Annotated in this window: 9 protein-coding genes and 1 pseudogene; 3 read left to right on the forward strand and 7 right to left on the reverse strand. The window is 71.8% G+C overall.

Annotated features, from left to right (window positions below; all coding sequences use genetic code 11):
• The 5 genes from LE548_RS35400 to LE548_RS35420 all read right to left on the reverse strand — a co-directional run.
• A partial coding sequence (locus tag LE548_RS35400; RefSeq protein WP_225101127.1) for a substrate-binding domain-containing protein occupies positions 1 to 692 on the reverse strand: 692 nt, incomplete at its 3' end.
• A 69-nt stretch (positions 693 to 761) separates the two neighbouring features.
• A complete protein-coding gene (locus LE548_RS35405) occupies positions 762 to 1,856 on the reverse strand; it encodes an ABC transporter permease (RefSeq protein WP_225101128.1) in 1,095 nt (364 codons plus the stop codon).
• Complete coding sequence (locus LE548_RS35410; protein ID WP_374116215.1) at positions 1,853 to 3,403, reverse strand: sugar ABC transporter ATP-binding protein; 1,551 nt, start codon at positions 3,401 to 3,403, stop codon at positions 1,853 to 1,855. Before LE548_RS35410 ends, LE548_RS35405 begins: the two co-directional genes overlap by 4 nt.
• Before the next feature lie 127 nt (positions 3,404 to 3,530).
• Entirely contained in the window at positions 3,531 to 6,404 is a 2,874-nt protein-coding gene (locus LE548_RS35415; RefSeq protein WP_225101130.1) for a SpoIIE family protein phosphatase, read from the reverse strand.
• 85 nt (positions 6,405 to 6,489) lie between these two features.
• The gene (locus LE548_RS35420) at positions 6,490 to 7,458 is read right to left on the reverse strand and encodes a cyclase family protein (RefSeq protein WP_225101131.1); all 969 of its coding nucleotides are present in this window, start codon (positions 7,456 to 7,458) and stop codon (positions 6,490 to 6,492) included.
• Positions 7,459 to 7,711: 253 nt separating this feature from the next.
• Here LE548_RS35420 and LE548_RS35425 point away from each other — a divergent pair, with 253 nt between their 5' ends.
• Positions 7,712 to 8,962: a PP2C family protein-serine/threonine phosphatase gene (locus LE548_RS35425; protein ID WP_225101132.1), complete on the forward strand. Its 1,251-nt coding sequence runs from the start codon at positions 7,712 to 7,714 to the stop codon at positions 8,960 to 8,962.
• 136 nt (positions 8,963 to 9,098) lie between these two features.
• Complete coding sequence (locus LE548_RS35430) at positions 9,099 to 9,974, forward strand: PhzF family phenazine biosynthesis protein (protein WP_225101133.1); 876 nt, start codon at positions 9,099 to 9,101, stop codon at positions 9,972 to 9,974.
• A 21-nt stretch (positions 9,975 to 9,995) separates the two neighbouring features.
• Here the strand turns inward: LE548_RS35430 and LE548_RS35435 are convergent, their stop codons facing one another.
• Positions 9,996 to 10,793: a DUF1963 domain-containing protein gene (locus LE548_RS35435; RefSeq protein ID WP_225101134.1), complete on the reverse strand. Its 798-nt coding sequence runs from the start codon at positions 10,791 to 10,793 to the stop codon at positions 9,996 to 9,998.
• Between the two features lie 686 nt (positions 10,794 to 11,479).
• On the opposite strand from LE548_RS35435, the pseudogene LE548_RS35440 reads away from it, so the two are divergent.
• A pseudogene (locus LE548_RS35440) lies at positions 11,480 to 12,716 on the forward strand (PP2C family protein-serine/threonine phosphatase).
• Here the strand turns inward: LE548_RS35440 and LE548_RS35445 are convergent.
• Positions 12,701 to 13,369, reverse strand: a complete 669-nt coding sequence (locus LE548_RS35445) for an AAA family ATPase (protein ID WP_225101135.1) — start codon at positions 13,367 to 13,369, stop codon at positions 12,701 to 12,703. The pseudogene LE548_RS35440 and the gene LE548_RS35445 sit on opposite strands and share 16 nt — an antisense overlap.
• Positions 13,370 to 13,470: the final 101 nt, after the last annotated feature.

A 13,470-nucleotide genomic window follows, 5' to 3' on the forward strand; every position in this document is an offset into this window, starting at 1 on the left:
ATCAGCTCGGACTTGTTTCTCGCGAAGGGGATCGAGGCGTCGGTGATGAGCACGACCCCGGCCCGGCCGTTGGACTGCGAGATGATCCACCGTGCGCTGATGCCGGCCACGTCCTCGACCCGGGTGGTGACGTTGGTGAAGAGCTCGGGCCGCCTGCTGGGGCCGGGGGAGGCGACCGCATGCCAGCCGATGAGCGGGATGCCGGCCGCGCCGGCCCGGCCGACCTGCTGCGAGGTCGAACCGGGATCGAAGCCGCCGATGACGATGCCCGAGGGCCTCAGGGTCACGGCCTCGCTCATGGCCGCCTGGATCCCGGCGGGGCTGCCGCCTCCGTCGATCACCCGGACGTTCCAGCCGATGACTCTCGCGGCCTCCCGCACGCCGTTCGTGACGCCTGCGACTCCGGGGTTGGTCATGGTCTGCGCCACATAGACGATCGTCTTGCCGGAGACCGCCGTCGGGCCGCCGGTCGGGCCGTTCCAGGCGGTGTCGGTCTGCTCCGCTCGGGCAACCGCGGCCCGGGCCCTGGTCTGGGCCGTGGGGCAGCCGCTCGGGCCCGTGGCGGACGCCGTGGGGCCGGGCGGCGAGCCGCGCTGACAGCCGGTCAACACGGTTGCCGTGGCCAGCAGGGCGATGGACACCGATCGGGCCGTGACGACGAGGCGGGTGGCCTTGCGGTAGCTGCGGTGCACGGGAGCTCCTCGCGGAAGGACGAGCGTCAGGGGGCGGCCGGGGTTGCGGAGCCGGGCCCCTGGCGTGAGTCATGGAGCGGTGCCCGTGGTTCCGTCTCCGGACGTCGACGGAGGCGGCTGCGGCGGTACGGCCGGTGCGTCGCGGGCCGCACCGGCCCCGGTGCTCAGCCGGCGGGCGGAGTAGCCGGCCAGGCCGACGGCGAGCAGCAGGGTGCCGCCGTAGAACAGGGGGATCGTCCAGAAGTCGGCGCCCATCTGTCCGATGCCGGTGAGGCCGACGGCGAGCACGGCGACGGCGACGACCGTGCCCAGGGCGTTGGGGCGGCCGGGTTTGATCGCGGTGGTGCCGAGGAGGGCGCCGGTGAAGGCGGGCAGCAGATAGTCGAGACCGACACTGGGATTGCCGATCTCCTGCTGAGCCGCCAGCAGCACACCGGCGAAGCCGACGATCAGCCCCGATGCGGTGAACGCGTAGACGGTGTATCTGCGGGTCGGGATGCCGACCAGATCGGCGGCGCGCGGATTGGCACCGATGACGTACAGGCACCGGCCGAGCGGCAGCCGCTCCAGCACCACCCAGAGAGCGACGGCGAGGGCGAGCACGTAGAAGGCGGGCAGCGGCAGGCCGAGGAACCTGGAGTCGTAGAGGCCGGTGAAGGCCGCCGGCAGACCCTGTGGGCCCGGGACGATCCGGCCGCCGCCGGTGACCCAGCCGGTCACGGCGTACAGCATGCTGCCGGTCCCGAGGGTGGCGATGAACGAGTCGATCCGGCCGAACTCGACGACCACACCGTTGAGGACGCCCACGACCGCCCCGCCGGCGATCACCACGAGGCAGGCCCAGGGCCAGGGCCATGCCTCGTCGACGACAAGATGCAGCACCATGACGTGCGCCAGGCCGAGACCGTAGCCGAGGGAGAGATCGAACGAGCCGGTCACGATGGGAACCATGGCGGCGAGCGCGAGGACGGCCGGGATCGACTGGGTGGACAGGATCGAGTCGACGGTGTCCCGTGTGGGAAACGTGTGCGGCAGCGTGAGGGAGAAGAACAGGAAGAGCAGAGCGGTGAGGACCAGCAGGCCGTAGGCGCCCACGAGGTGCCAGGCCGGGCCGCGTCCGTGCGGCCGGGAACGGGGCGGGAAGGACGAGGGCGGGGCGGTCATGAGTCCGTGGTGGTTCCGGGGACCGGCGGCACGGCCGAGGCCGCCCGGGTGAGCCCCGCGACCGTGAGACCCGCTCCGCTCAGCTCGGTTGTCACGCATCCGCGGACGAACACCAGGGCACGGCGGCACACGCCCGCCACCTCCTCGAAGTCGGTCGAGACCAGCAGGACCGCGAGGCCGGCGGCCAGCGCCTCGTCGAGCAGGCGGTAGACGGCGGTCTTGGCTCCGACGTCCACGCTCGCGGTCGGCTCCTCCAGGATCAGCAGGCGCAGGCCCGCCCGCAGGCACCGGCCGATCAGGACCTTCTGCTGGTTTCCGCCGGACAGGGTGGCGATGGGGGCCTCGATGGCGCGGGGACGCACCGCGAACCGTTCGATCAGCTCCGTGGCCCGGGCGCGTTCACGGCGGGGGCTGATCCAGTGCAGCGCGGGCATGCCTCCCGCACGGGGATTGGCCAGGAGGTTCTCGCGGACGGTCAGCCCGGCGGCGCAGCCCTCCCGCTGTCGGTCGCCGGGTACAAAGCCGACGCCGAGAGCGACGGCCTCGGCGACCGTGCGGGGTCGGTAGGGCCTGCCGCCGAGGAGCACCTGGCCGCCAAGGAGGGGCAGGGCGCCGGCGAGGGCGCGGCCCAGGTCCATGTGTCCGGCGCCCGAGAGGCCGACCAGGCCCAGGACCTCCCCGGCCCGGAGGCGCAGCGTGACCGTTCCCGTGCCGGTGGTCCGCGCGCCGTCGAGGGTCAGGACGGCGGGGCCGCCTGCGGGGCCGGTGGCGGGGCGATGGCGGGCCGGTTCCTCGCCGACGATGTCGTGCACCAGCCGGGCGGGGCTGTGACCCGCCAGCGGGCCGTGGCTGACGAGCCGGCCGTCGCGCAGAACGGCGAAGGTGTCGGCGACCTCGTAGACCTCGTCCAGGCGGTGGGTGACGTAGAGGATGCCGTGTCCCTGGTCGCGCAGTGTGTGCAGGACGCGGAAGAGCCGGGCGCAGTCCGCGGCGGGGAGGCGGGCGGTCGGCTCGTCGAGGACGATGAGTGTCGTGCGGGCCGCCAGGGCCCGGCCGATGGCGACCAGGGAGCGCTCTGCCGGGCCGAGACCGGCGATCGGCGTGTCGGGATCGAGGTGTCCGGCGACGGCTTCCAGAGCCTCGGCGCAACGCTCCCGGGTCCGCGGCCAGGAGATCAGCCCGGCGCGACGCGGATATCCGATGGTCAGGGCGAAGTTCTCGGCGATCGTCATCCACTCCACGAGCCCGAGGTCCTGGTGGATGAAGGACATGCTGCGGGAGGCGGCATGACTGCCGAGCGGATGCCCGCCCACCGTGATCCGGCCCGCGTCGGCAGGGTGGACGCCTGCCAGCACCTTGATGAGCGTGGACTTTCCGGCACCGTTGGGGCCGAGCAGGGCGAGGACGCTGCCGGCCCGGACATCGAGGTCGACGCCGTCCAGAGCGAGGGTCCCGCCGAACCGCTTGGCAAGCCCGCGGATGCGGACCACGGGGTCGGCCCCGACGTCCCTGACCGCGTTCGCAGAGGTGTCGGGAGGGTCGTGCACGGACATCTCCGGGGGTCGGCAGGGCGATTTCTTCCCGACTGTTTGCCAGTGATACTAGTGGATCACCTCATGGCATTCCGGATTTTTCGCCTTCTGTGACACCAACGGCTCAGCAGCGCCGACGGCCTCAGACGCCGTCGAGCCCGCATTCGGCCCAGATGACCTTGCCCTGCGGGAGGTAGCGCGTACCCCAGCTCTGTGCCAGCTGGGCCACGAGGAACAGACCGCGGCCGCCCTCGTCGGTGGTGGCTGCCCGGCGCAGGTGCGGGGCGGTGTTGCTGGTGTCGGAGACCTCGCAGATCAGGGTGCGGTCGCGCAGCAGACGTACGCGGATGGGTCCGGAGCCATGACGGATGGCGTTGGTGACCAGCTCGCTCAGCACCAGTTCCGCGGCGAAGGAGGCCTCCTCGACTCCCCAGTCGGCCAGCTGCCGGAGGGCCGAGCCGCGCACCTCGCTGACGAGCGACGGGTCGGCGGGCAGGTCCCAGGCGGCGATCCGGTGGGGGTCCAGGACGTGGGTACGGGCGACGAGCAGGGCGATGTCGTCACGGGGGTGGGCCGGGGCCACGGTGTCCAGGACCGCCTCACAGGTCTCCTCGGGTGTGCGTTCCGGGTGGGCCAGGGCGCCCCGGAGCTGGTCGAGGACCACGTCGACGTCGCGGTCCCGGTCCTCGAAGAGCCCGTCGGTGTAGAGGACCAGCTCGCTGCCCTCGGGGAGGTGGACCTCCGCGGCCTCGAAGGGCAGGCCCCCCAGGCCGAGCGGGGGCCCGGCGGGCAGGTCGGGGAAGGACACCGTGCCGTCGGGGCGGACCAGCGCGGGCGGCGGATGCCCGGCGCGCGCCATGACGCACTGCTGCGTGGTCGGGTCGTAGACGGCGTACAGGCAGGTCGCGCCGATGATGCCGGTTTCTCCCGCGTCGGGGTCCTCCCGGTCGAGGCGCCCCACCAGGTTGTCGAGGTGGGTGAGGACCTCGTCCGGGGGGTAGTCGAGTTCGGCGAAGCTGCGAGCGGCGGTGCGCAGCCGGCCCATGGTGGCGGCGGAGAGCATGCCGTGACCGACGACATCGCCGACCAGCAGGCCGACACGGGTGCCGGAGAGGGGGATGACGTCGTACCAGTCCCCGCCCACCTCGGACTCCGCGGGCAGGTAGCGGTGCGCCACCTCGACGGCGTCCTGGTCGGGCAGACCGTGCGGGAGCAGGCTGCGCTGCAGGGCCAGGACCATGGTGCGCTCCCGCGTGTAGCGCCGGGCGTTGTCGATGGACAGGGCGGCGCGGGTGGCGAGTTCCTGGGCGAGCGAACGGTCGTCGTCGCCGAAGGGTGCCGGGTCCTGCCCGCGGTAGAAGGCGGCCACTCCCAGGACGACGCCACGGGCGACCAGGGGGACCGCGATGAGGGAGTGGACGCGGGTCAGCAGCTCCTCGGTGTGCTCGGGGTCGTGGGCGAGCCAGCCGGCGGCGGTCTTCAGGTCCGGCTCCAGCACCGCCTGCCCGCCGGTCAGACAGCGCAGTTGCGGCGTGGTCGGGCCGTAGTCGACGCGTTTGCCGACCGGGTGGAAGGGACAGTCGTCGCGGATGCCGTGGACCACCGTCCGGTACAGGTCGGTGAACGGATCGGCGGCCTCCTCGCCGCGCGGTACGGCCTCCGGCAGATCGATCGTGACGTAGTCGGCCAGTCGCGGCACCGCCGTCTCGGCGAGTTCCTCGGCGGTGCGGCGCACGTCCAGGGTGGTGCCTATACGCGTGCTCGCGTCGCTCAGCAACTCCAGGCGGCGGCGCGCGGCGAGGGCGTACCGCCCCACGTGCGGCTCTCCCACCATCACGAGCCCTCGCGCCGGGGGCGGGCAGCCGGGGTGACCGCCCGCCGTGCCGCCTGGCCCGCCCGCAGATGCCTCGCCCGTGCCGGGCACGTCGGCTCGGCCGGGGACGAGGCCGGGCGCCGCGGCGCGGGGAACGGCTCCGGACAGCAGGGCGGCGGGGACGACGGAGGCGGCGGGGTCGACGGGGAGGCGCAGCCCCTCCTCGGCCGACTGCGGGACGGTGGCCGACTGCGGGACGATGAGGGGTTCGTGCGGTGAGGGACCGGACAGAATGGCCTCGGTGACGAAGCCTTCCACCCCGGTGGCGCTCGTCATCGGGCGGCTCACCAGTGTGACCCGCCGGCCGTCGGACAGGAGGACTCGGACTGCGGCCCGCTGCGCGCAGGAGATCAGCTCGGCGGCCTTCTCCATCAGGATCTCCTGGTCACGCGGGTGCAGCCCGAAGGCCAGTTCGCCGACACCGACGCTGTGGTGAGGGCCGGTGGCGGCTTCGGCGCCGGTGTCCAGGTACGCCCGCAGCAGGGCGCGCTCACGTTCGGAACTCTGCCCCAGAAGCCGCCTCTCGATGGCGCGGGCCGCCTTGCGGATCACGGTGGCCAGCGCAGGGTCCTCGGCGCTGCGCGGATATCCGAGGCACAGGACGCCCTCGATGCGGCCGCTGATCGGGTCGCGGACGGGAAGCGCGCGGCAGGCGTTTCCCTGCGAGCGCTCGGCGAAGTGCTCGGCGCCGTAGACCTGGATGAGCTGCCGCTCCGCCAGCGCGAGACCGATTCCGTTGGTGCCGGCGTACTGCTCGGCGAACACGAACCCGGGTACGCGCTGGAACGCCGGGAGGCTTCGGGCCAGGGACGCCTCTCCGAAGCGGCGCAGCAGGACCGTGCCGTTCGCATCGGCGACGGAGATGTTCATCTTGCTGCCGGCGAACCAGGACTGCAGCCGGTCGAGCACCGGCACGGCCGCCCGGACGATACGGGCGTCACCATCGAAGTCGGCCCGGTAGGGAGGGCCGGAATCGTCGGGCGAGAGCCCCAGGGCCCGGCAGCGCTGCCACGAGTTCGAGATGGGGGTGCGCACACAGGCTTCCACGGGCTCGCCCTCCAGGAAACGCTCACGCGAACGGGCGGGCCCTGTGCCGTCTGTCGCACGCCCTGTCGGTATCGCTTTCCCGTCGGGCCGAACCACGCTTCGCCTCACTCGCGCCTGCAGGAGTCCGCTTAACCAAAACAATATGACATAGACGAGAAACAGGGACATTCGGCATCTCTAGCTACAGAACGGCTACCGGATTGACGGGCGAGCCCGTGCCGCCCGGGACGTTCAGCGGCGCCACGACGAGCAGGAACTCATGCCGCCCCGCCTCCGCCGTCGCGGCCGACAGGGCCTCCAGGTCGAGGTTGTCCAGCAGCGGCACCCCCATCGCTGCCAGGGCCAGGGCATGGACGGGCGAGTGCACGCCGTCGACAGGTGAGGGCCGTACGTCACTGTCGCCGTCACCGCCGAGCAGCGCGATGCCGCGCTCGGCCAGCAGTGGTACGGCGTCCACGTGGAAGCCCGCGCTCGCCGCACCGGGGTCCCAGGCACCGAGCTCCCCACGGCGGCGGACGTGCCCGGAGCGCAGCAGCACCGCGTCGCCCTCGCCGATCGTCACATCGAGTGCGCTCTCCGCGGCGATGACGTCCTTCGCACGCACCGCCTGCCCCGGCTCCAGCCAGCGGACCCCCAGGACCGCGGGCAGGTCGAGGAGAACCCCCCTCGTGACCAGAGGGCCGAGCGCCGACACCGCTCCGAAACGGGCACCTGCCGCGCCGACGAGGTCCGTCGCCGTCCGGCCGTCGTAGAGCTGCCCCCGGTAGGCGACATGGCACAGGGCGTCGAGATGGGTGACGGCCTTGCCGTGGTAGTCGGCGGCGAGGAAGTCCTTGTGGGTGGAGGGCTCCGGGCTCTCCACGTCACCGAGATCGGTCATGTGGTGCAGAGCGGGCCTGGGGTTGTCCGGGCCGGGCAGGGTGTTCCAGGGCAGCCCGAGCGGGACGACCTTCCCGGCCCGCACCACGGCCGCGGCCCGCCGCACATGCTCCGCGGTCACCCGGTTCCAGGCACCGCGATCGGCCGGGGCCCAGCGGCCCCAGGTGCGGACCGTCTCGAAGAGCGCGTCGAACTCCCGACGGGAGACGGCCGGCCCGTTGCCGGCATCGGCCGGCCCGGGATCCGCACCGTCCGCGGAGCTCGGGCTCATCCGCACTCACCGTTCCCAGCGTCGACACGGCCCCGGGGCGGGGCACCGCTCCGACGGCGGGACACCGCCCCGCGGGCCCGCCGACCCGGCTTCCCAGCTTGGCACGAGCTGCACCGGATCGCCGGTCCACCCGTTCGCCCGACCAGCCCCTCGAAGGCCGAGGGGCTGGTCGGGATGGAACGCGGTGGGCGCAGTCGCAGGACGGCCCGTAGATTGAGGATGAGGCCGTTGGGGCGGGAAGGGAGCGCCATCGGTGGCATCGCTGGTTGATCACGCGGCCCTGTTCGCCGCGACGCCGAGCCCCTATCTGGTGCTCGCTCCGGACCTGGTCATCGTGGATGTGAACCGGGCCTATCTGGCGGTCACCGGACGCACCCGGGAGGACCTGGTCGGCAGGCATGTCTTCAACGCGTTCCCGGACAACCCCGCCGACCCGGAGGCCGACGGGGTCCGCAATCTCGGCGCTTCCCTGCACCGGGTCCTCGCCACCCGCCAGGCCGACACGATGGCGCTGCAGAAGTACGACATCCCTGTGATGGGCCGGCCAGGGGTCTTCGATGAGCGGTGGTGGTCCCCGGTGAACACCCCTGTGCTGGGCCCGGACGGGCAGGTGGACTACATCATCCACCGGGTCGAGGACGTCACCGAGTTCGTCAAGGCGTACCAGGCCGCCCACCCCGCCGGCGTCCGGGTGGGGGAGCGGCTGGAGGAGGCGCAGGTTCTGGAGGCGGAACTGTACGCACGAGCGCGGGAGCTGCAACGCCTGAACGAGGAACTGCGGCAGGCCCACACCCGCGAACGCGAGGTCGCCGTCACCCTGCAGGAAGCCATGCTCCACGCCCCCGACCTGGCCCACCATCGCGACATCGCGGTGCGTTATCTGCCCGCCACCGGCTCCCTCAACGTCTGCGGCGACTGGTACGACGTCGTCGACATCCCGCCCGACCGGCTCGCCGTCGCCGTCGGCGACGTCATCGGCCATGGCCTGAGGGCGGCTGCCGTCATGGGCATGCTCCGCAGCGCCCTGTCCGCCGCCATCCGCGCCCTGGAACGCCCGGCACAGGCCCTTGAGGTTCTCGGCCTGTACGCCCGGTCCGTCGAGGGCGCTCTGGGAACCACCACCTTCAAAGGGGTCATCGACACGCGCAGCCGTCTGATCACCTACAGCAGTGCGGGCCACCCGCCGCCGGTGCTCGCCCACCCCGATGGCCGCTGCGAACTGCTGGACCAGGCCACCGACCCACCGCTCGGCGCCCGTCCGCAGCACGTCCCCCGCCCGCAGGCGAGCCTGCCGTACAAGCCCGGGGACACCCTCGTGCTCTACACCGACGGGCTCATCGAGCGGCGGGGCCAGGACATCGACGCCGGCCTCGGCCAACTGATCGACGTGCTCAGCGAGTTCGGCCGTCTCGGCACCGAACAGCTCGCCGACACCATCCTGGCGCGCCTGGGCGTCGCCAGCGGTGGCCGGGACGATGTCGCACTGATCGTCGTACGGCTCTGACGAGGCGGCAGGTCCCGGACAAGTCCTCTGCCACGGCCGTCGTCAGCGTGGCCGCGAACCCTGCGCAGGCCGGGGCGCGCCCCGCCTCCACCTGCGTTCAGGAATACCCGCGGGCGAGCTCTGTGTTGCCGCGAACATGACGACAAATGCGCCGCTGCCCGAGGTACTGCGATACACCGCCTTCTCCGACAGCCCCGATGGTGGAAACCCCGCCGGTGTGGTTCTGGACGCCACTGCCCTGGACGACAGCGACATGCTGGCCATCGCCGCTGACCTGGGGTACTCGGAGTCGGCGTTTTTGACCCCGCCGCCGCAGGGCCTCGGCGGCCAGGAGGGCCGGGCGTACACCATCCGTTACTTCAGTCCCAAGGCCGAGGTGCCGTTCTGCGGCCACGCCACCGTTGCCACCGCCATCGCGCTCGCCGAGCGGACAGGCCCCGGCGAGCTGCTGTTCGCCACACGTGCCGGCACCGTGCCGGTGGAGGTGACCGAGGAGAACGGAACCGTCACGGCCACACTCACCAGTGTCGAGCCGCACATCGAAGAGATCGCCCAGGCCGACCTGGCGGAGGCACTCGCCGCGCTCGGCTGGCCGGCCACCGACCTCGACCCGGCCTTCCCGCCTCGCATCGCGTTCGCCGGCGCCCGCCACCTCGTGCTGGCAGCCGCGACACGCGCACGTCTTGCGGATCTCGCGTACGACTTCGAGCGTCTCGAAGCTCTGATGCACCGCCTGGACCTGACCACGGTTCAGTTGGTGTGGCGTGCGTCGGCCACCGTCTTCCATGTCCGTGACCCGTTCCCTGTCGGCGGCGTCGTCGAGGACCCCGCAACCGGTGCCGCGGCCGCCGCGTTCGGCGCGTACGCCCGTGAACTGCGCCTGGTTCCCGAGGACGCCGTCCTCACCCTGCATCAGGGCGAGGACCTCGGCCGTCCTGGCGAACTCACGGTGACACTGCGCACGGGTGACTCGCGCATCCGTGTCAGCGGCACGGGAACCGGTATCAGCTGAGGCGCCGACGGGCCCTCGGCGTCAGCAGCAGTGCCCGTTCGCCTCCGCCTTGCTGAAGTCGCCGGCCGCGAAGGCCTTCGCCGGGATCGAGAAATACAGGGTTCCGGCATCGCCCCAGCCCCATCCCAGCTCCGCGTCCTGCGCGAGCTGGAGCAGGTGGACGGCAGGGCCGTCGGAATCGCGACGGGTCACCCGGGACCCGTAAGAGGTGTCGGGCCAGCCGAAGGCGCGATGCCGGCCGGCGGTGTTCCCGTCGATGTCGCCCATCGCGGTCAGGATGAGCGATGCCGCACCCCAGTGCTCGTCCGGGTCGAAGTCGACGTCGGCGTCCTCGATGTCCCAGCAGTCCGGAAGCATGGTCACCTCGGTCGCGCGCAGCGGCCGTACGGGATAGCTCCGTGCCGGTTCGGGGGCGGCTCTCTCGACTGCCCGGGTGGCGGCCGCGGGAATCACGCGGCAGGCCTCGGGCCCGGACGAGTCCAGCAGGCGGTACCGCTCGTACGGCACGTCCGGATCCAGGTGGAAGAAGTTGAGCAGGCCCGGCCGCGTCGGAAGCTCGGCCGCGAGCCAGGGGGCGAGGGCGTCGGTGTCGAGGACGGCGTGCGCGGACAGCGGGACGCCGTCGATTTCGGGCCAGGCGGTGCCTGGTTCGAGCAAGGCGGGCCCGCCGAGCCGGCATCGGCCGGTCGGCTCGGTGCCCGCTGTCGCGGGCTCCAGCCGGAAGCCGCGTCGGGCCATGGCCGCGAACTGCCGGCCGGCCTTCTCACCGAGCCGATCGGCGCATGTCCGGCGCATGCCGACGGGGTCGTCGAATTCCATACCCGGATCCTTTCAACCCGGGCTCACCGGCCACATGGTGGGGGAGACCGTTGCGGACGGAGGCGCTCCCGACCCGCCGGCTTCGACACCGACGACGTGCTCGCCCTGCGCGACATCGCCGCTCGCACCGCCATGGCCATCGACAACGCCCTGCTCTACCGTCCGACTGACCCTCGGTGACGTCATGGGACACGGACTGAGTGCGGCTGCGGCCATGGGCCGCCACTTGCCGGTCCGCCCGGACGGATCAGTGGCCGACCCCGGCCCGCCCGTGGGCATGAGCCTTGACCAGGGAATCACCATGCTCCGCCGGGCAGTTCACCACACCGAGACACCTCTGGACGAGGTATGCGACGCCCTCATGGCCGTACGCCCCCTGGTGAGTTGGACGAGGAATCGGTCGCGGTCGGCGTGTGGTCATGCGCAGCCGGGCGGGGTGACGCCTGGGGACCTGGCCGGTGGTGGCGAACGAACTGGCCGCCGATGCATCTCTGCGGGCCCGCGCCGAAGGGGAGGTAGGTCTCTGGTGGTCCGGGGCGGTGTTCTCCCAGCGGTCGGGATCGAAGCGGTCGGGGGGGCGGGTGGAGGCGGAGTGTCTCCGTGATGATGTGGCCGGCCGTCCGGACCAGGTGGTTGTGCCTGAGGTGAGACAGGACGGGCGCGGTGTGAGACTGGGCGCGGAAGGGGTGATACCTGTGTCGGACCCACCGCACGTGTCCTCCGGTCCCGACACCGCAGTCGAGCATCGGCTGGAAGAACTGATCACCGAGGCGCAGACGGCCCTGCCGGTCGAACTGCCCGCCCTGGCGAACCGGTGCGCCTCGGCGCTCGGACTGGGCACCGCGCTGATCTACCTTGTCGACCTGCAGCAAAGGCTACTCATCCCGCTGGACGAGGCCTTGCAGCCGCTGCAGGTGGACCACTCGTCGGCAGGCTGGGCGTACCGCACCGTCTCCCCGCGGGTCGTCGATGCCGACGACGGCGTGACCGTCTGGATACCTCTGATCGACGGTGCGGAGCGGCTGGGCGTGCTGGCCGTGCGGGTCGCCTCGCTCGACGAGGTACGGATGCGTCGTGGCCGGATGCTGGCCCATCTGTTCGCCATGCTGATCACCTCCAAACGCGCCTACAGCGATTGGCTCGCCGGCCGCACCCGTACCGTGACCATGGGGTTGCCCGCCGAGATGCTGCGGGCTTTTCTGCCACCCCACACCATCAGCAGCAGAAGGTGCGTCTCGACCGCGGTCCTGGAGCCGGCGTACGACATCGCCGGCGACGCGTTCGACCACTCGGTGGTCAAGAACGTGCTGCACACCATGATCATCGACTCCATGGGGCACGATCTGGCCTCCGGTCTGAGCACGTCGGTCGCCATGGCGGCGGCACGGAACGCCCGCCGCGCCGGTGGCGGCCTGGCCGATGTCGTCGGCGCCGTCGACCAGGCGCTCGCCCAGTGGCTGCCCGACCACTTCTGTACCGGCGTGCTGTGCCGGCTCGATGCCGAGACGGGGATCCTCCGCTGGGTCAATTGCGGTCCCCCCCCGCCGCTGCTGATCCGTGGCGAGCGGGTGATTGCCGGGGCACTGGACAGCCCCCCCGCAGCCGCCGATCGGCCTGGCCGGCCCACTCGCCCCGGCGCCCCGGCAGGTCCACGAGGCGACGCTGGCACCGGGTGACTGCGTCCTGCTCTACACCGACGGTGTCGTGGAGGCGCGCGACGCGGACGGTGCGGAGTTCGGCCTCGACCGGTTCACCGACTTCATCATCCGCTCCAACGCAGCCGGCCAGCGCCCCGCCGAGGTGCTGCGGCTGCTCATCCACGCCATCCTGGATTACCAGCGCAACCAACTGCGGGACGACGTGACCATCCTGCTCTTCGAATGGCGCCCGCAGCACCGGATGAGCCGTCATCGTCTCCCATAGCCTCGAAGCAACCGTGCTGCGGTCTGGGCGGGGGTCTCGTCCAGGGTGTAGACCGTCCGTGTCGCGACGAGTCGGGTGCCGTTGTCGTCGAGCCAGTGGGCGAGGAAGTCATGTCCGTCGATGATCCAGGATCGGCCCTTGCTCGCCATGCAGCGTTGCCGTTGGACGCTGAGTGAGGTCCCACGGTTGGGGGAGGGCAGGAGCCGGATGACGTCCGGGCAGCAACTCAGTGCCGTGCGGACCGTGGCCAGCTGCTGGTGGCCGGTGTAGCTGGTATGGCCCGCGCCCAGGGCGATGATGGCTTCGCGGTGGTCGGCGACAGCACATGCCACGGCGTGTGCTCGGGCTGGTTCCCACTCGGCTTCGGCCGCGAGACGCCCGACGGCGGCGATCCGCTCGCGGAGTCTGGCGATGCTCCATCCCACCTGCGCGTAGTACTCGTCCGCGAGGGCGTCCAGATCGATGAACGGTCTTTGCGTCCTCGCCGCGATCTCCCGGCCGAGAGTGGTTTTTCCGGTGCCGGCCGGGCCGATCAGAACCATCCACGGTGCCTCGGTGGGCGTTTGTCGGCTCACGCGGCATTCCCTCGTTTCGTCGGAGCGGTCGACGCGGACCCCGGCGAGGACCAGGATGCAGGCTTTGGCGTCCTCCATGCGGAGATCGAGGCGGATACCGTCAGCTCACACGTGCGCCTCCACTCACGGGTCTGCTCGTCGACGCGCTTGTCCTTCCGCCTTCCGCCTTGTGCAGGGCA

The organism is Streptomyces sp. CoH27 (assembly GCF_020181035.1).
Lineage (GTDB): Bacteria > Actinomycetota > Actinomycetes > Streptomycetales > Streptomycetaceae > Streptomyces > Streptomyces camelliae.

What these genes read in the sequence shown, in the direction of transcription:
- LE548_RS35445 (WP_225101135.1), bottom strand. Translation starts at nt 13,369, where the DNA reads ATGGAGGACGCCAAAGCCTGCATCCTGGTCCTCGCCGGGGTCCGCGTC.
- LE548_RS35420 (WP_225101131.1), bottom strand. Translation starts at nt 7,458, where the DNA reads ATGAGCCCGAGCTCCGCGGACGGTGCGGATCCCGGGCCGGCCGATGCC.
- LE548_RS35435 (WP_225101134.1), bottom strand. Translation starts at nt 10,793, where the DNA reads ATGGAATTCGACGACCCCGTCGGCATGCGCCGGACATGCGCCGATCGG.
- LE548_RS35405 (WP_225101128.1), bottom strand. Translation starts at nt 1,856, where the DNA reads ATGACCGCCCCGCCCTCGTCCTTCCCGCCCCGTTCCCGGCCGCACGGA.
- LE548_RS35430 (WP_225101133.1), top strand. Translation starts at nt 9,099, where the DNA reads ATGACGACAAATGCGCCGCTGCCCGAGGTACTGCGATACACCGCCTTC.